Origin of the sequence: Lysobacter gummosus (assembly GCF_001442805.1) — a bacterium.
Classification (GTDB): Bacteria; Pseudomonadota; Gammaproteobacteria; order Xanthomonadales; family Xanthomonadaceae; genus Lysobacter; species Lysobacter gummosus.
Genome location: NZ_CP011131.1, coordinates 2,353,876 through 2,371,652, shown reverse-complemented (window position 1 = coordinate 2,371,652; position 17,777 = coordinate 2,353,876). Strand labels below are relative to the sequence as shown.

At 67.7% G+C, this 17,777-nt stretch carries 11 protein-coding genes; 7 read left to right on the top strand and 4 right to left on the bottom strand.

What is annotated here, in order from left to right:
* The first annotated feature begins 1,107 nt into the window (after positions 1-1,107).
* The 4 genes from LG3211_RS09855 to LG3211_RS09840 all read left to right on the top strand — a co-directional run bounded on the left by LG3211_RS09855 (position 1,108) and on the right by LG3211_RS09840 (position 7,159).
* The gene (locus tag LG3211_RS09855; RefSeq protein WP_057942683.1) at positions 1,108-2,643 is read left to right on the top strand and encodes a helicase HerA-like domain-containing protein; all 1,536 of its coding nucleotides are present in this window, start codon (positions 1,108-1,110) and stop codon (positions 2,641-2,643) included.
* Between the two features lie 130 nt (positions 2,644-2,773).
* Positions 2,774-3,274, top strand: coding sequence for a copper resistance protein NlpE (locus tag LG3211_RS09850; protein WP_057942682.1), 501 nt, complete (start codon positions 2,774-2,776; stop codon positions 3,272-3,274).
* Between the two features lie 229 nt (positions 3,275-3,503).
* Positions 3,504-4,019: a transcription elongation factor GreB gene (gene greB, locus LG3211_RS09845; RefSeq protein ID WP_057942681.1), complete on the top strand. Its 516-nt coding sequence runs from the start codon at positions 3,504-3,506 to the stop codon at positions 4,017-4,019.
* Between the two features lie 380 nt (positions 4,020-4,399).
* Entirely contained in the window at positions 4,400-7,159 is a 2,760-nt protein-coding gene (locus LG3211_RS09840) for a tetratricopeptide repeat protein (protein ID WP_057942680.1), read from the top strand.
* 34 nt (positions 7,160-7,193) lie between these two features.
* Here LG3211_RS09840 and LG3211_RS09835 read toward each other — a convergent pair whose 3' ends face one another.
* A complete protein-coding gene (locus LG3211_RS09835; RefSeq protein WP_057942679.1) occupies positions 7,194-7,598 on the bottom strand; it encodes a hypothetical protein in 405 nt (134 codons plus the stop codon).
* A gap of 118 nt (positions 7,599-7,716) precedes the next feature.
* On the opposite strand from LG3211_RS09835, the gene LG3211_RS09830 reads away from it, so the two are divergent.
* Together LG3211_RS09830 and LG3211_RS09825 are read left to right on the top strand one after the other, a co-directional pair.
* Complete coding sequence (locus tag LG3211_RS09830; protein WP_222837593.1) at positions 7,717-8,535, top strand: helix-turn-helix domain-containing protein; 819 nt, start codon at positions 7,717-7,719, stop codon at positions 8,533-8,535.
* Positions 8,536-8,693: 158 nt separating this feature from the next.
* Positions 8,694-9,152 carry an FKBP-type peptidyl-prolyl cis-trans isomerase gene (locus tag LG3211_RS09825; protein WP_386793463.1) on the top strand — a complete coding sequence of 153 codons (459 nt, stop codon included), beginning with the start codon at positions 8,694-8,696 and terminating at the stop codon, positions 9,150-9,152.
* A gap of 263 nt (positions 9,153-9,415) precedes the next feature.
* Here the strand turns inward: LG3211_RS09825 and LG3211_RS09820 are convergent, their stop codons facing one another.
* The 3 genes from LG3211_RS09820 to LG3211_RS26350 all read right to left on the bottom strand — a co-directional run bounded on the left by LG3211_RS09820 (position 9,416) and on the right by LG3211_RS26350 (position 11,386).
* Positions 9,416-10,405, bottom strand: a complete 990-nt coding sequence (locus LG3211_RS09820; protein WP_057942677.1) for an LLM class flavin-dependent oxidoreductase — start codon at positions 10,403-10,405, stop codon at positions 9,416-9,418.
* A gap of 294 nt (positions 10,406-10,699) precedes the next feature.
* Complete coding sequence (locus LG3211_RS09815) at positions 10,700-11,167, bottom strand: hypothetical protein (RefSeq protein WP_057942676.1); 468 nt, start codon at positions 11,165-11,167, stop codon at positions 10,700-10,702.
* Positions 11,168-11,233: 66 nt separating this feature from the next.
* Complete coding sequence (locus LG3211_RS26350) at positions 11,234-11,386, bottom strand: hypothetical protein (protein ID WP_187313165.1); 153 nt, start codon at positions 11,384-11,386, stop codon at positions 11,234-11,236.
* A 315-nt stretch (positions 11,387-11,701) separates the two neighbouring features.
* Here LG3211_RS26350 and LG3211_RS09810 point away from each other — a divergent pair, with 315 nt between their 5' ends.
* Positions 11,702-17,647, top strand: a complete 5,946-nt coding sequence (locus LG3211_RS09810) for an alpha-2-macroglobulin (RefSeq protein ID WP_057942675.1) — start codon at positions 11,702-11,704, stop codon at positions 17,645-17,647.
* Positions 17,648-17,777: the final 130 nt, after the last annotated feature.

Below are 17,777 nucleotides of genomic sequence, written 5' to 3'. Positions count from 1 at the left end.
GGTTGCGGTTGCGGTTGCGGTTGCGGTTGCGGTTGCGGTTGCCAAGATTTTGATCCGGCCCTGATTCCGGCTTTGCTCTGCCCTTGGCTTTGGCTTGGCGCCGCTAATAACTCGCGAGACCAGGGACACCCGGAGGGCGGCGCACATGGACGTGCGCCGGGTCCCACCTTGGGCAGGATGCCCAATGTGGGACCTGCCTGCGTCGGCATCGCACTCGTAGCTTTTGACTCGAAACAGCCAATGCGTTTTCTTTGGTTACTTTTGACCGAAGGAAATCCCGTGGGACTTTGTCGCTTTGGACAAAGAAAGTGACCCGCCGCTTTATGGCGGAAGCGTTTAGCGTTTGATCTTGCTTGAGGCTTCTAAAGGAACCTAACGATCCCTGATCGAAACAACCAGACCTGCGCACTCCCTCCTACCGTCATTCCCGCGAAAGCGGGAATCCAGAGACTTCAAGCGTTCTCGCACGAAAGGCCCTGGATTCCCGCCTTCGCGGGAATGACGAGCAAAAGAAGCCTCAAGCAAGAGCAAGATCAAACGCCTAAAGCTTCCGCCATGGAGCGGCGGGTCACTTTCTTTGTCCAAAGCGACAAAGTCCCACGGGATTTCCTTCGGTCAAAAGTAACCAAAGGAAGGGCTTTGGCTGTTTCGAGTCAAGAGCCACGAGTGCGGTGCTTGCGCAGGCAGGTCCCGCAGTGGGCATCCTGCCCACGGCGGGACCCGGCGCACGTCCATGTGCGCCGCCCTCCGGGTGTCCCTGGTCTCGCGAGTTAGTTGCTGCGCCAAGCCACGGCCAGGCAATAACAACGGCTAAGGCAATAGCAGCGGCAAAAACAGCAGCTACGGCAACAGCAGCAGCCACAGCCACAGCCACGGCAAGGCCGCGGCAAGGCCGCGGCAAGGCCACGACAAATTCGACCGCGAAGATATAAACAAAAAATGAGTTTCCGCTCGCGCCACAATTACATCGAAGGCCACCCCGGGAATACCACCACAAGCACCAAGCCGATCAGCCGCCCCCAGCCACGCTGAGACGACGGTTCACGAACCCCTCACCGCTGCCGCTAGAATCGGCCCCTGCTCTTTCACTGAACCACGGACACGGACATGGCCCCGACCCCCGGCGCAAACCAGAACGACATCCTGATCGGCAAGGCCGTGACCACGCCCGAGAGCGGGCAAGTCTTCCTGCACACCAAACTGGGCAACCGCCACGGCCTGGTCGCCGGCGCCACCGGCACCGGCAAGACCGTCACCCTGATGACCCTGGCCGAAGGCTTCTCGCGCCAAGGCGTGCCGGTGTTCCTCGCCGACGTCAAAGGCGACGTCGCCGGCCTGGCCGTGCCCGGGGCGAGCAACGACAAGCTGCAGTCGCGCCTGACCGAGATCGGCGTCGCCGACTGGGCACCGGCGGCCAATCCGGTGGTGTTCTGGGACCTGTTCGGCAAGCTCGGCCACCCGGTGCGCACCACCGTCAGCGAGATGGGCCCGACCCTGCTGGCGCGCATCCTGGAACTCAACGACACCCAGTCGGGCGTGCTCGACATCGTGTTCAAGCTCGCCGACGACCGCGGCCTGCTGCTGCTCGACCTGGAAGACCTGCGTGCCCTGCTCGGCCTGGTCGCCGACGAGCGCAAGGACATCTCGACCAGCTACGGCCTGGTCAGCAGCCAGTCGGTCGGCGCGATCCAGCGCTCGCTGCTGCGTCTGGAACAGGACGGCGCCAACCACTTCTTCGGTGAGCCGGCGCTGGAGCTGGCCGACCTGATGCGCACCACCAGCGACGGCCGCGGCGTGGTCAACGTGCTCGCCGCCGATTCGCTGATCCTCAAGCCGCGCCTGTATTCCAGCTTCCTGCTGTGGCTGCTGTCGGAGTTGTTCGAACAACTGCCGGAAGTCGGCGACATCGACAAGCCCAAGCTGGTGTTCGTGTTCGACGAAGCGCATCTGCTGTTCGACGACGCCCCGCCGGCGTTGCAGCAGCGGGTCGAGCAAGTCGTGCGCATCATCCGTTCCAAGGGCGTGGGCGTGTACTTCTGCTCGCAGTTCCCCGACGACGTGCCGGACAACATCCTCGGCCAGCTCGGCAACCGCGTGCAGCACGCGCTGCGCGCGTTCACCCCGCGCGACCAGAAGGCGGTGAAGACCGCGGCGGAAACCTTCGTGCCCAATCCGGCGCTCGACGTGGCCGAAGCGATTTCCAAGCTCGGCACCGGCGAAGCGCTGGTATCGACCTTGCAGGACAAGGGCATACCGATGCCGGTCGAACGCACCCTGATCGCGCCGCCGCGTTGCCGCATGGGCGCCATCACCGAGGCCGAGCGCGCGCAGGTGCGCGCCGGCAGCCCGGTCGGCGGCAAGTACGACACCTCGGTCAATCGCGAATCGGCCGCAGAAATGCTGGTCAAGCGTGCGCAGACCGCGACCGAGCAGGCGCAGGCGCCGGCCGCCAAGACCCGCGAGCAGGACGATCAGGAAGAAGGCGGTTTCGGCCAGGCGGTCAAGGACGCGGTGTTCGGCACCAAGCGCCGCCAGGGCATGGTCGAGACCATGGCCAAGCAAACCGCGCGCACGGTCGGCAGCCAGGTCGGCCGGCAGATCCTGCGCGGCCTGCTCGGCGGCATCTTCGGCGGCAAGCGCTGACCGCCGCTCGCACCCGTTGGGCCGAACCCAATCGCGCATCGCTTTCGCGCGGCGGCCGGATCGGATCCGATCCGGCCGCCATTGCAACCAGTGAGTTCAGAACGTTTCCACTCATCACCAGGAGCCGCACGTGAATCAGAAACTGCTTGCCCTCGCCTGTCTCGCCGCGCTCGCGCTGAGCGCGTGCAATAAGCCAACCGAAGTGACGCCCGCGCCTGCCGAAACAGCCAAGGCCGCCGAACCCGCCCCAGCTCCCGCCGCGGAACCCGCCCCCGTCGCCGAAGCCCCCAAGCCCGGTTTCGACGCCGCCGCCTTCGCCGGCGGTTTCAGCGGCACCCTGCCCTGCGCCGACTGCAGCGGCATCGACACCAAGATCGAGTTCAAGGCTGACGGCAGCTACACCATCGAGGAGACCTATCAGGGCAAGAAGGACGGCAACGCCAAGGGCGACGGCAGCTGGACCGCGGAAGAAGACGGCAAGCGCCTGCGTCTGGACCCCAACAGCAAGAGCGCCGCCGATCGCCTGTTCGAAGTGGTCTCGCACGAGGAAATCCGTCAGCTCGATCAGGACGGCAAGGCGATCGACTCGCAGCTCAACTACAACCTCAAGCGCGCCAGCGCCGCGCAGTAAGCGTAGCCAGCGCGGCGGGCGCCGGCGGTGCGCAACCGCGCCTTTGGCGAGCTTCCAGGCGGGCCGGTCTATCCGGCCCGCCTTTTTTCATGCCCACGCACTTGCCTGGACATGGCTCCTGGATCGGGCCCATTGCAAGCGCGCCGGGTCTCGCCCGCGCGGCGGCGCGCTTGAACCGCGGGCGCCACTCTGCGATAACGGCCGCCCTGCTTGCTGCGATGCCTTTGCGATGGGCCGATGGCGCCCCCCAGCCGAACACAGCACCGCCCTGATCACCCGGGAAGGCCACGCGCGCCTGAAGCACGAGCTGGACGATCTGTGGCGGGTGCGCCGTCCTGAAGTGGTCAAGGCGCTGACCGCGGCCGCGGCCGAGGGCGACCGTTCGGAAAACGCCGAGTACATCTATCGCAAGAAGCAGTTGGGCGAAATCGACCGGCGCGTGCGTTATCTGAGCAAGCGCCTGCCGTTGCTGCGGGTGATCGAGACCACGCCGACCGATCCGCAATCGGTGTTCTTCGGCGCCTGGATCGAAGTGGAGAACGTCGCCGACGGCGAGCTGGCGCGTTACCGCATCGTCGGCCCGGACGAAACCGACGCCAAGCTGGGCTACATCAGCATCGACTCGCCGTTGGCGCGGGCCATGCTCAAGCGCCGCGTCGACGACGAATTCGAAGCGATGCTGCCCGGCGGCATGGCCCGCTTCGCGATCGTCGCGGTGTCCTACGACGGGCCGATCGAAGGCTGAGCGCCGGCTCGCGGCACCTCCCGAACTGAGTTCTACGCCCCCGGGGCGGCATGCCCTCGCCGGTGCTTGCTTCGGCGTTTTTTTGCTCGTCATTCCCGCGAACGCGGGACGAGCAAAAACGCGGACGCCCGAAACCAGAAACAGATATCTCAACGCCCCTGCGCGCGCGGGCAGTTGCGAACCATCCCCGGCTCGCCGGACGAAGCTGCGAGCCTCGCTCCGACCCGGCCCGCCCGGAGCCGACCTTCGCGCGAGGAGGCACCGTAGTCGCCCGGCTGCCGCCGGCGCGCGGAAACTTTTTGTGATTTTTGCCTCGCCAGGCCCGAGAATGGCCGCGCACAGGGGGCCCCCGCCCCTCGTTGGGCGCAACGGGTAAGTGCATGTCCGATAACGAGATTTACCGATTCGGCGGGTTCCGCCTGGAAGCCGGCCAACGTCGCTTGTGGCATGGACAAGAGCCGGTGGACCTGCCGCCGAAGGTGTTCGACACCCTGCTCCTGCTGCTGCGCCGGGCCGGTTTGCTGATCACCCGCGACGAGTTCTTCGCCTGCCTGTGGCCGAACACCGTGGTCACCGAAGCCAGCCTGGGGCGGCACATCTGGCAGGTGCGCAAGGCGCTGGAACGCGACGCCGGCGTCGATTACGTGCAGACCGTGCCCAAGCAGGGCTACCGCTTCGTCGGCGAGGTCGAGCGCGAGGCGGCGGCAGCGGCACCTGCGCTTGCGCCTGCCGCGTTCCCGCCTCCCGCGGCGGTGCCGGTTCCGGAACCGGAGGAACCCACGATCGCAGCCGAACCCGCTCCGCCCGCTTCGCCCGTCCCGTTGCCATCACCCGCCTCAACACCCACATCGCCGCACCCGCGCCGCCTGTGGCCCACGCTCGCCGCCGGCCTGCTGCTCGCCGCCGCCGGCACCGGCGGCTACCTGTGGCTGCGACCGGCCGCGCCGGCGGCCGCGGTCGCGCCGGTCAATCCGCTCGCCGAGGCCGCGGTCTCCCGCATCGCGGTGTTCGACTTCCTGCCCGCGCCCGGCGCCGCCGCCGGCGACGCCTGGCTGAGCAGCGCGCTGCCGGAATTGCTCGCGCAGGAACTGGCGCTCAACGACGGCCTGCAAGTGATCAACGGCCAGCGCCTGGCCGAACTGCTGCCGCTGCCGCCCGGGCGCGCGCCCGACAGCGCCGCGCTGCTGCGCATGAGCCGCCAGCTCGGCCTGCGTCTGGCCATGGTCGGGCGCTACCGCGCGGCGCCGGGGCAAGGCGCGGACGGCCTGAGCCTGGAACTCGACGTGCTCGACGCCGCCAGCGGCGAACGCCTGCAACAACTGCGCATCGACGGCGACCGCCGCCATCCGGCCGCGCTGATCGCCGCGGCCGGCGCGCAGGTGCGCGATCGCCTGCAACTGCCGCGCCTGAGCACCGCGATCGAACGCACCCGCGGCGCCACCACCAGCGACGACGTCGCCCTGCTGCGCGACTACGCCGACGGCGTGCAGGCGCTGCGACGCGGCGAACTCGGCACCGCCCAGAGCAAACTCGACGCCGCGGTGAAACGCGCGCCCGGGTTCCTGCCCGGCCAACTCGCGCTGACCCGCACCTTGATGCAGCAGGGCTACCACCCGCGCGCCGGCGCCGTCGCGCGCGCCGCTCTGGCCCATGCCGGCGCCGCGCCGCGCGAAATCCGCCTGGCGCTGGAAGCCTTGATGTACGAAGCCGACCGCTCCTGGCCGCAGGCGATCGAAACCTATCGCGCGCTGTACCGCTTCTATCCGGAAGACATCGAATACGGCCTGGGCCTGGCGCGCGCGCAATCGCAGGGCGGCGAGCTGAAGGAAGCGCAAGCCAGCCTGACCGATCTGCGCCGCAATCACGGCAACGCCGACCCGCGCATCGATCTGGCGCAAACCGCGATCGCCGAAGCGCAAGGCGACTACGCCGCCGAACGCGACGCCGGCGACCGCGCCCTGCGCAGCGCGCGCACGCTGCGCGCGCCGCACCTGATCGGCAACGCCCTGCTCGAACGCGGCTGGGGCCGCAACGCGCTCGGCGACCAGCCCGGCGCGCTGGCCGACTACCGCGCCGCGCGCGCCCAGTTCGAACAGATCGGCGATGCCATCGGCCAGGCCCGCAGCGACGTCAACCTGGGCGGCTGGTATTACGAACGCGGCGACTTCGCCCGCGCCGGCGATCTCTATCAACGCGCGTTGGACTTGTTCGAAAGCGCCGGCATGAAAGCCTCGCAGGCCGCCGCGCTGCAGAATCTGGCCAACATCGACTGGGCCCAGGACCGGCGCCCGGCAGCGAGGCAGAAAACCGAAACGCTGTTGCAGCTGTCGCGCGAACTCGGCGATCCCGACCGCGAATCGTGGACATTGAGCGCGCTGGCGGCATTGCAGTTCGACATGGGCGAAACCGCCGCGGCGATGGCGAGCTACCGGCAGGCGCTGGCGATCGCGGAACGCTCAGGGCTGCAGCCGCGCCGCTCGTGGGCGCTGCGCGGGCTCGGCGATGTGCTGCGGCAACGCGGCGAGTATGCGCAGTCGCGCGAGTTGCTCGATCAGGCCCTGGCCATCGAACGGCGCACCCGCGATTACGAAGGCCAGGCCGAAGCGCAGTTCCGCATCGGCCAGTTGCTGCACGATCAGGGCCGCCTGGCGCAGGCGCGCAAACAACTGCTGGACGCGCGCGAGCGCCAGAGCGATCACCAGCAGGATTACTGGGGTTCGGTGACCGGCCTGGAACTGGCCGCGCTCAGTGTCGATGAAGGTCAGGCGAATGCGGCCTTGAAGGAACTCGACCGGATCGAACCGGCCTTGCGCGAGAGTCAGGCCCAGATCGAACTGGCCCAGGCCGCGGGCATCCGCGCCGAAGCACTGGTTGCCTTGCAACAGATTCCGGCCGCGCGCGCCGCGCTGGAACCGGCGCTGGCCTATCTGCACAACCACGGCGACGGCATCGATGCGCTGACCATCCAGCTCAGCCACGCGCGGGTGCTGGCCGCCGAGGGCAAGCGCGACCAAGCCGCGGCCGTGCTCGATCAAGTGCTGCAGCACGCGCAGCGGCGCGAACTCGGCGGCCTCGTGGCGCAGGTCGAACAACGCCGGCGCGAATGGCTGAGCCCGGCGGCGGCGCAGGCGGGACGTTGATTCGTCCCGCGCCGCGCCCAATCCAGCCGTTCGCTCAGCCGCGCTGCTGCCGGCGCAGGCCGAAGAACTGCAGTTCGGCGAACACCGCCACCACCGCCGCCTGCGCCAGCACGAACGCCAGCCCCAGGCTGTTCGGCGTAATCGCGCCTTCCACCAGCACCAGCGCCGACGCGGCGACCCAGGCGACGTTGACGCCGATGATGGTCCAGGTCGCCGTCGCGCCGATCGCGCGGCGGCTCAACACCCAGCCCAGGAACGCCAGCCAGAACATCAGCACCACGCCGGCGCCGCGCAGCCAGCCGGCGTCGATCGCCAGCAGTCGCGACAGAGGTTCGGCGGCGCTGAGTTGCAGCAGGCCGGCGGCACCGGATATCACCGCGTCGGCGGCGATCACGCGGCGCAGGAAGTGGCTGGCGGGGGTTTGCGTGGCGATGGCCATGGTCGTTCTCCTGAGGGTCGTGGGTCTGAAGTCGAAGCCATCACACACCCGCGCCCGCGGCCGGTCGATTACCTGCCAGGTAATGCCTGCCGTCATCGCACTGGGCTATCGTGGCCGCATGAACGATCAGCGCCCCGTGGGCGAGCTGCTGCGCGATTGGCGCCAGCGTCGCCGTCTGACCCAACTCGATCTGGCCGACATGGCGCAGATCTCCACCCGCCACGTCAGCTTCATCGAGACCGGGCGCTCGCTGCCGAGCCGGGCGATGCTGCTGCGGCTGGTCGACCGTCTCGACGTGCCGCTGCGCGAGCGCAATCAATTGATGACCGCCGCCGGGCTGGCGCCGATGTACGCCGAACGCTCGCTCGACGATCCGGCCATGCGCGAAGCGCACGCCGCGGTCGAGCTGGTGCTGTACGGCCACGAGCCGCATCCGGCGCTGGCGGTGGACCGGCACTGGAACCTGATCGAACACAATCGCGCGCTGGCGCCGCTGCTGGCCGGCGTGCCCGAATTCCTGCTGGCGCGGCCGTCGAACGTGCTGCGCGTGGGCTTGCACCCGGAAGGCCTGGCACCGCGCATCATCAACCTGGGCGAATGGCGCGCGCATCTGCTGCATCGCCTGCGCCATCAGATCGCCGCCACCGGCGATGCGGTGCTGGCGAGCCTGTACGAAGAACTGGCCGCGTATCCGGCGCCCGACGACTACGACGACTACGACGTCCCGGCCTCGGGTCTGGTGGTGGTGCCGTTCCGGCTGCGCAGCGAACTGGGCGATCTGTCGTTCATCAGCACCACCACCGTGTTCGGCACGCCGATGGACGTGACCTTGTCGGAGATCGCGATCGAATCGTTCTTTCCCGCCGACGCGGCGACCACTCAGGCGATGCGCGTGCTCAGCGCCAGCCTGGAACCGGCGCCGTCGTCCTCGCACTGAGCATGGCGAACGGCCCACGCGGCCATCGCCGGCGCAGGCTAAGCTGTGCGTCCCTTGCCGGCGAAATTCCGAGGTAAAGCGTGTCGTTCGCTCTTAGCCCGTGCGCGTATTCCCATGACTCCCTGACGCGGCTGCGCGCTTTCGTCCGCGGCCTGCCGCTGGCCCTGGTTCTGGCCTCGGCCGCGCTGGCGCTGAGCGCCTGCGACAAGCCGGCCGCGCAGGAACAGGCGGCGGCGCCGAAGAAAGTGTTCAGCGGCCGCATCGCCCAGTTCCAGACCATCGACGAACGCGTCGGCACCGGCGAGGTCGCGCAGTCGGGCCAGGAAGTGGTCGTGCAGTACACCGGCTGGCTGTACGACGAAAAGGCCGCGAACAAGCGCGGCACGAAGTTCGACAGTTCCTTCGACCACGGCAAGCCTTTCAGCTTCCTGCTGGGCGCCGGCCGGGTGATCCGCGGCTGGGACGACGGCGTCGCCGGCATGCGCGTGGGCGGCAAGCGTGTGCTGATGATTCCGGCGGATATGGGCTACGGCGTCGAGGGCGCCGGCGGCGGTGCGATTCCACCGGATACTTCGCTGGTGTTCGAGGTGGAGTTGCTTGGGGTGGTGCCGCGCTGAAGGTTGGGTTTTAAAAGCAAATCCCCCCTGCCCTCCGGCCCACAGGCATAGCCTGTGGGCGTTCAGTGCCGCGCGAACCTGCGGTTCGCAAGCGCGGCCCTTCACCCTTTTTCAAAGGGGGGAACAGCACGGGCTTGGGAGGGCGCGCGATGTCACTTCGGCAACCGCCCCGTCAATTCGCCCCCTTTGAAAAAAGGGGCTGGCGCCTGCGCCGCCCTGGTTCACACCGATCCCGCCGCACCGGGGGATTTGCTCCACCGCTCTTAAGCGATCGCCTTACAAGCCCGCGCCGCCAACTCGAACGAATACAACCGAGCCGCATGCTCGTAAATATTCGCGGTGATCATCACCTCATCCGGACGATGCCGCGCGATAAACGCGGCAATGCCCTCGCGCACCTCGCCCGGATCGCCGACCACCGCGCAAGCCAGCGCCTGCGCGACCCCGGCCTTTTCCAAAGGCGTCCAGAAATTCTCGATATCGTCGATCGGCGGCGGAATCAATCCCGGCATGCCGCGACGCAGATTGACGAAGGACTGCTGCTGAGTCGTGAACAACCGCCGCGCCTGCGCGCTGCTGTCGGCAGCGACCACGTTCAAGGCCAGCATCGCGTGCGGCCGCGGCAACCGCGCGGACGGCTTGAAGTCGCGCCGGTACAGCGTCAGCGCCTCGTCCATGGCGTCGGGGGCGAAATGCGAGGCGAACGCGAACGGCAGGCCCATCGCCGCCGACAGGCGCGCGCTGAACAAGCTCGATCCGAGCAGCCACACCGGCACGTCCAATCCGGCGCCGGGCACCGCGCGCACCGCTTGCCCGGGTTGCACCGGTTCGAAGTAATGCAGCAGCTCGGCCACATCCTGCGGAAAGCTGTCGGCGCCGTCGTAGTAGCGGCGCAGCGCGCGCGCGGTGGCCTGGTCGGTGCCGGGCGCGCGGCCCAGGCCCAGGTCGATGCGGTCCGGATACAACGAGGCCAGCGTGCCGAACTGCTCGGCGACCTGCAGCGGCGCGTGGTTGGGCAACATGATGCCGCCGGCGCCGACCCGGATGGTCGAGGTGCCGCCGGCGATGTGGCCGATCAGCACCGCGGTCGCGGCGCTGGCGATGCCGGGCATGTTGTGGTGTTCGGCCAGCCAGTAGCGGGTGTAGCCCAGCGCTTCGGCGTGACGGGCCAGGTCGAGACTGTTGGCGAAGGCCTGGCCGGCATGACTGCCTTGAGTGACGGGGGCCAGATCCAGAACGGAGAACGGCAGCATGCGCGGGCGACTCGGGGGAAGATCCCTTTGATGTGGGGACCGCGCGCGGCGATTCCAGTTGGGGATCGGGTCCGGATCGGATCGAGTGTGTTGCCTGAGTGGCTGCTATGGGCGCTTGCGGCGCGCGACGGCCCTCACCCCAACCCCTCTCCCGCGCCCCGAAGGAAGTCACCTTGGGTGGCCAGCGGGAGAGGGGCTAGTTCGCTTGGGCTCAAGCTGTCTCGAATGAATCTGCCTGCCCTTCTCCCGCTTGCGGGAGAAGGTGGCCTGAAAGGCCGGATGAGGGCCGCAACCTCAGAACAAATCGAACTTCACACCCTCGCGTTCGTTATCCCAGATCGTGCAGAACACCCACCAGCGCCCTTTCTCGTAGCACAGCTGGAGGCTGTTGGCCCCGCGCTTGATCAACACCGGCGAGTCGGCCGTGGGGCGCGCGTCGTACTTGCTCCACACATGGGCGATCTGACCGAAACGCTCGATGCGCTGGTCGGTCTCGACTTCGAAGAAATCGTTCGCGGCGAAAAACGGCTCGACATCGGCGATGTACTGCTCGGTATCGAGCACCTGCGCCCAGGTGGAGCCGTCGGCTTCGACCACGGTGCGCAAGCTCAGATTGCGCGGATGGCACAGATAGCGGAATCGCGCCCAGTCGCGCGGGGCGCCGGCGGGGCCGGAGATGCAGGCGTAGATCGCCCGCACCAGGCGGCCGATGTCCTGGGTGTCGTCGAACCAGTGCGCGGGGACGGTTTGCGGGTCGCTCATGAGGCTGCACGCTCCTTGGGAAGGTCGAATACGCTACCAACAGATGAAACTCCGCTACCGTGCGGCCTAGCCCAACAGCGGCCAGCCCGCCAACGGCGCGATCAGCCAGTACAGGCCGCCGATCACCAACAGCCACATCGCCGCCTTCAACAGGAAACCGACCAGCTTGAAGGCCAGATACAACCCGGCGACCACGGCGATAAGCGCAACGATGTCCATGCAGGCTCCGACAGCCAAAACGGCCCCGAGCTTAGACCGCGGCAGCGCCGGCGACCAAGTGCCAGGCGACCGCCCCGGGCTCAGGCCGCCGCCCGGTTCGACCGCCCGCGGAAGTTCATCGATAAAAAAATCTCGACAAGCCGACGAACGGCAGGAACAATTTCCTAACATTTGGGTCTACCGTTTCGATCGATACGCGCACAAGCAAAAAACGCCCCGCGCGCAGTTCGAAACGTCGCAACTGATGGGGACCGGCTGAGCAACGGATCGCTCGGCCCGGCACTGGCCACCGCACCACGGATCGGAACTTCCGCAATGCAAACCTCTTCGTCGCCGTCGCAACCGGCTCCCGCCGCGGAGGCCGGCGACGCCGGCCGCCCTAAGCCCTGGACGCGCGCCAGCCGCGCCGTCTTCGGCGATATCGCCTGGTCCCCGCCCGCGTGGCTCGCCGCGCTGCTGGCGCGCGTCCGGCAAAAACCCGGGCTGTACCTGGGCAGCGTGCTCGGCCTAATCGTGGTCGGCGCGCTCGGCTACTGGCTCGCCACCCGGCCCAAGCCGGTGATTCCCGGCGCGCTGAGCGTGGAAGTGCACAACCCCGAGCTCACCGACTACAGCCGCAAGCCGGCCACGGTCGATACCTTGCGCCTGACTTTCTCCGACTCGGCCGCGCCGCTCAAGCAGATCGGCTCCGCGCCGCTCGGCGTGACGCTGACGCCCGAGCTCAAGGGCGCCTGGAGGTGGGAAGACGACAAGACCCTGGTGTTCACCCCGTCCGCCGACTGGCCGGTCAAGACGAAGTACAAGGTCGAACTCGACACCAAGCAGACCGTTGCGCCCAAGGTGCTGCTGCAGGAACACGAATTCGAATTCCAGACCGCGCCGTTCAAGGCCGAGATCGCCAGCAGCGAGTTCTACCAGGACCCGCAGGACCCGGCCTTGAAGAAAGGCGTGTACGAACTGAAGTTCTCGCATCCGGTCGATGAGGCGCAACTGCAGCGCCGCGTCGCCCTGTCGCTGGCCGACGGCGGCGGCACCGCGATGGCCGCGCCCAAGTACACCCTCACCTACGACGACACCCGGCTCAAGGCCTGGGTCCATTCCGAACCGCTGACCCTGCCGGAAAACGGCGGCACGCTGAAGCTCGAACTCGCGCCCGGCGTCGTCAGCGCGCTCGGCGGCGAAGGCAGCGCGGAAAAACTCAGCAGCCAGGTGCGCCTGCCCTCGCTGTACAGCGTCAGCGTCGACAACATCGATACCACCCTGGTGGAGAACGAGCGCTTCGAACCCGAACAGGTGCTGGTGCTGAGCTTCAACAACGCCATGCGCGACACCGACGTCGCCGGCGCGGTGCGCGCCTGGCTGCTGCCGGCCAAGGACCCGCGCCGTCCGGCCAAGGAACAAAGCGGCAATTACTCGTGGTCGCGCGACAGCGTCGATGAAGCCGTGCTCAAGGCCGCCACCGCGCTGCCGCTGAGCGCGGTGCCGACCGAACGCGAGTACATCGAAACCCACAGCTTCAAGTTCCAGGCCCCTGCCGGCCGGCACATCTATGTGCGCGTCAACAAGGGCCTGAAGGCCTTCGGCGGTTTCATCCTCGGCGCCAACCACACCGCCGTGCAGACCGTGCCCCAGTACCCCAAGCTGCTGCGCTTCGTCGGCGAAGGCGCCCTGCTCTCGCTGCGCGGCGAACGCCGGGTCAGCGTGGTCTCGCGCAACGTGCCGGCGGCGCGGCTGGAAATCGCCCGCGTGCTGCCCGAGCAGATCCAGCACCTGGTGTTCAACAACAGCGGCAGCTACGCCAAGCCCAGCTTTTACAACCTCGGCGCCGACAGTCTGGTCGAGCGCGAGGAAAAACGCCTGACCCTGCCCGCCGACAATCCGGCCAAGGCGCATTACGAGGGCGTGGACCTGGGCGAGTACCTCAAGCCGAACCGCCGCGGCGTGTTCCTGCTGAGCCTGCGCACCCTGAGCGACGACGACGCCAAGCGTCCGGCGCAGGAAACCTTGTCCGACGACGCCGGCAGCGAGGAAGACAGCCGTCTGGTCGTACTCACCGACCTGGGCATCGTGGTCAAGCAGGCGATGGACGGACGCCGCGACGTGTTCGTGCAATCGCTGTCGAACGGCTCGCCGGTCGCCGGCGCGCGCGTTCGCGCCGTGGCGCGCAACGGCGAAACCCTGGTCGAGGCCGACACCGACGCCGCCGGCCGCGCGCAGATTCCTTCGCTGAAAGGCTTCAAGCGCGAAAAAGAGCCGGCGATGCTGACCGTCAGCCAGGGCGAGGACTATTCCTTCCTGCCCATCGACGATTACCGCCGCAAGCTGGACTACTCGCGTTTCGACATCGGCGGCGAGCCCAACGACCTGGAGGCCGGCGCGCTCAACGCCTTCCTGTTCTCCGATCGCGGCCTGTACCGTCCGGGCGACACCATCAACATCGGCATGATCGTGCGCGCCGCCGACTGGAAGCGTCCGCTCGCCGGACTGCCGCTGGAGTGGGAGTTCACCGATCCGCGCGGCAACGTGGCCAAGCGCGAGAAACTCAAGCTCAGCGAACAAGGCTTCGAAAGCGCCAGCTTCGCGCCGAGCGACAGCGCGCCCAGCGGCACCTGGCAGATCCAGTTGTTCCTGCTCGGCCGCGACAACCAGCGCACCACCCTGGGCTCGACCTCGGTGCAGGTGCGCGAATTCGCCCCCGACACCATGAAGGTGACGGCGAAGTTCTCCACCGAGAATCCGAAGGGCTGGATCAAGCCCGAGCAATTGTCGGCGACGGTGTCGGCGGAAAACCTGTTCGGCACGCCCGCGCAGCAACGCCGGGTGGAAGGCACGATGGTGCTGCGTCCGTTCTTCCCGGCCTTCGCCGCCTATCCGGGTTATCAGTTCTTCGACCCGCAGCGGGCCAAGGAAGGCTACGACGAAGCGCTCAGCGACCAGACCACCAACGCCGAGGGCAAGGCCGAGTTCAAGCTCGATCTGAGCAAGTACGAGCGGGCTACTTACCAGTTGAGTTTCCTCGCTCGCGCCTTCGAACCGGGCAGCGGGCGCAACGTCGCGGCTCAGACCAGCGCGCTGGTGTCCAACAACGACTTCCTGGTTGGCATCAAGCCGCAGGACGATCTGAACTACATCAAGCGCGGCGCCAAGCGCGCGCTGCAACTGGTCGCCATCGGCCAGGACGGCGAGCCCAGGGCGGTCGCAGGCTTGCGCGCTGTGGTGGTCGAGAAACGCTACGTCTCGGTGCTGACCAAGCAGGACTCGGGTCTGTACCGCTATGTCTCGCACGAGCGCCGCTACGACAAGCGCGACGAACCGCTGGCCCTAGCCGGCGGCCGTCAGACCGTGTCGCTGCCGACCGACCAGCCGGGCGATTTCCTGCTCGAAGTGCGCAGCGCCGACGGCAAGGTGCTCAATCAGATCGGCTACCAGATCGCCGGCGCGGCCAACCTGTCGCGCTCGCTGGAGCGCAATGCCGAGCTCAGCCTTAACTTGTCCAAGCCCAGCTACAAGCCGGGCGAGACCATCGAGATCAGCATCCGCGCGCCGTATGCCGGCAGCGGGTTGATCACGCTGGAACGCGACAAGGTCTACGCCCACGCCTGGTTCCACGCCGACAGCAGCGCCAGCGTGCAGAAGATCACCGTGCCGGCCGATTTCGAGGGCAACGGCTACATCAACGTGCAGTTCCTGCGCGATCCGAACTCCGACGAGATCTACATGAGCCCGTTGTCGTTCGGCGTGGCGCCGTTCGCGGTCGATCGCAGCGCGCGCACGCAGCCGCTGAAACTGACGCTGCCCAAGGTGACCAAGCCGGGCACGCCGATGACGGCCGATGTCACCACCGAAGGCAAGGCGCGAGTGGTGCTGTTCGCGGTCGATGAAGGCATCCTGCAGGTCGCGCGCTACCGCGTCGGCGATCCGCTGGATCATTTCTTCCGCAAGAAGTCGCTGCAGGTGGACACCGCGCAGATTCTCGATCTGCTGCTGCCGGAGTTCAGCCGCATCGCCGCCTCGGCGGCGCCGGGCGGCGACGGCGAAGGCGGCATGGCCAAGCATCTCAATCCGTTCAAGCGCAAGTCGGAGAAGCCGGCGGTGTGGTGGTCGGGCATCGTCGATGTCGATGGCAGCCATCAGTTCAAGTTCACCCTGCCCGATCACTTCAACGGCCAGGTGCGCGTGGTCGCGGTGGCGGTGACGCCCGGACGCATCGGCGTGATCCAGGACGATGCGATCGTGCGCGGCGATTTCGTGCTGACTCCGACCGTGCCGACCCATGTCGCGCCGGGCGACGAGTTCGACCTGCCGGTCGGCGTGGCCAACACCATCGAGGGCGCGAAGAAGCCCTCGCAGGTGACGGTCAGCCTGCAATTGCCGGCGTCGCTGAGTCTGGTCGGCGCCGCGCCGGCCGCGGTGTCGATCGCGCCGCGCAGCGAAGCCACGGTGCGGTTCCGGGTCAAGGCCGGCAATGCGCTGGGCGCGCTGCCGGTCGGCATCCAGGCCGCGTCGGGGACGGCGTCTTCGGGCATGTACTCGGCCAAGCGTCGGATCGAGCTGTCGCTGCGCCCGGCGCTGGTCGCGCGCCAGGACCTGATCGCCGGCCGCGCCGACAAGCGCGTCGTCATCCAGCCGCTGCGCGCGATGTACGACCAGCGCGCCACGCGGCAGTTGTCGGCCTCGGTGTCGCCGCTGGTGGCGGTGGACGGGCTGACCGCGTACCTGAGCGATTACCCGTACCAGTGCAGCGAGCAGTTGCTCAGCGGCGCGTTCCCGGCGCTGGTGCTGGCCTCGCATCCGGAACTGGGCAAGATCGTCGATAACCGTCCGGGCGATGTGAAGTTGGACATCATCGACGTGCTGCGTTCGCGCCAGAACAGCGAAGGCGGCATCGGCCTGTGGACGGCGACGCCGGAAGCGGACAACTTCGTCACCGGTTATGCCGCGCTGTATCTGCTGGAAGCGCGCGATCGCGGCCAGGCGATTCCGCAGGACCTGCTCAAGTCGCTCAACGGCTATCTGGAACAGCTGGCCGCCGACCGCTCGGGCAACGACCTGCCGTCGCTGCGCAGCCGCGCGCTGGCGGTGTATCTGCTGGTCCGCCAGGGCCGCACCGCCAGCAACCTGCTCAGCGCGGTGCACGAGCAGATCAAGCGCGATCAGCCCAAGACCTGGGAGAACGATGTCGCCGGCCTGCTGATCGCGTCGAGCTATCAGTTGCTGCAGCAGGACAAAGCGGCACGACCGTTGGTCAACAAGGCGCTGATCCGCGCCAACGGCGCGGCGGCGACCACGCGCGGCGTCTACGCGTCCTACTACGACAACGGCATCGATCAGGCCTGGACGGTGTATCTGCTGAACCGTCACTTCCCGGCGCTGACCCGCGACGGCCTGAAGATGACGGCGCTGGAACGCCTGCTCGATCCGCTGCGTCACAACAGCTACAACACCCTGTCCTCGGCGCTGACCGTGCTGGCGATGGACGCCTACGCCGGCGCCCAGCCGCAGCAACCGCTGCCGGTGCTGGAAGCGGCCAGCAAGGACGGCAAGTCGCGGCCGATCGGCGCGGCGCAGGGCGTGATTTCGCGCGGCAACTTCGCCGGCGGCGATCTGCGCCTGTGGGTCGCGCCGGGCGGCCCGGCACCGGCCTGGTATCTGGTCAATCAAAGCGGCTTCGACCGCGCCCTGCCCAAGGAAGTGCAGGACAAAGGGCTGGAAGTGGTGCGCGAGTACCTCGACGACGCCGGCAAGCCGGTCGCCTCGATCAGGCAGGGCCAGGAAGTCACGGTGCGCGTGCGGGTGCGTGCGCTCGGCGTACCGATGCGCGATTCCATCGCGATCGTCGATCTGCTGCCGGGCGGTTTCGAACCGGTGATGCAGTACGTCGCGGCCAGCGCCAGCGCGGACGAAAGCGGGGCCGCGATGGAGGAAGGCTGCGAGGAAGAGTGCGGCGAAAGCGAAGGCGATGGCGAAAGCGAGGAAGGCCAACCTTCGCGCGACGTCCCCGATCCGAACGCGGCGCCGCAACAGACCCTGGCCCTGCCCGGCTCGACCTTCGCGCCCTTGCATGTCGAACAGCGCGAAGATCGCATTGTCCTGTACGGCAGCGTTGGCGGCGAAGCCAGCGAGTTCCGCTACAAGGTCCGCGCCAACAACAGCGGCAAGTTCGTGGTGCCGCCGGTGTATGCCGAATCGATGTACGAGCGCTCGGTGTACGCGCAGGGCGGCCCAGCGGGCGTGTTGCAGGTGAATGCGCCCACGCCATGAATCCGCGGCGGGTTTCGATGAGAAGGCGGCGGCGGATCATTGCCGCCGCCGCGTTACAGAACGTTTTGCACTTTGAGCCTGTGCGATGAATCTCGGCTTGTTTCGCATTAGCAAGTGGCGACGGCAGTGG